Source organism: Mycobacterium bulgaricum (genome assembly GCF_041287165.2).
Classification (GTDB): domain Bacteria; phylum Actinomycetota; class Actinomycetes; order Mycobacteriales; family Mycobacteriaceae; genus Mycobacterium; species Mycobacterium bulgaricum.
In genome coordinates this window covers 1-305 of the sequence record NZ_JBGGKV020000049.1, presented here as the reverse complement: position 1 = coordinate 305, position 305 = coordinate 1, and the positions used below count along the sequence as shown (strand labels likewise).

Below are 305 nucleotides of genomic sequence, written 5' to 3'. Positions count from 1 at the left end.
GAACCGCTTGGACGGCTCAGCGCCCTCAGCCTGCGAATCTGCCACGGCGTCGACGACAGGATCAACCTCCGACTCGGCGGCCGCGGGCTCGGCCGGGGCCGGGGTTGGCTTCGCAGCCGCGGGCTTCGCCGAAGTCCTGGAACGGCGTGGTGCTTCGCCGTGCATCTCAGGGTCGGGATCAGCGTGTAGGGAATCCTGTTCGGCGATCACATTGATCACGATCGAAGGAGCTTGTCAAGATTTTTGTGTAGATGGCCGGTTATAGGTAGGGGTTGATTCGTTCGGGATAGTTCAGGGCGAGTGCT

Annotated in this window: 1 protein-coding gene; it reads left to right on the top strand. The window is 62.3% G+C overall.

Features of this window, described 5'->3' with window-relative positions; translation table 11 throughout:
- Nucleotides 1-189, top strand: a 189-nt coding sequence (locus ACAG24_RS29515) for a hypothetical protein (RefSeq protein ID WP_374150822.1), incomplete at its 5' end; no start/stop codon positions are given.
- Nucleotides 190-305: the final 116 nt, after the last annotated feature.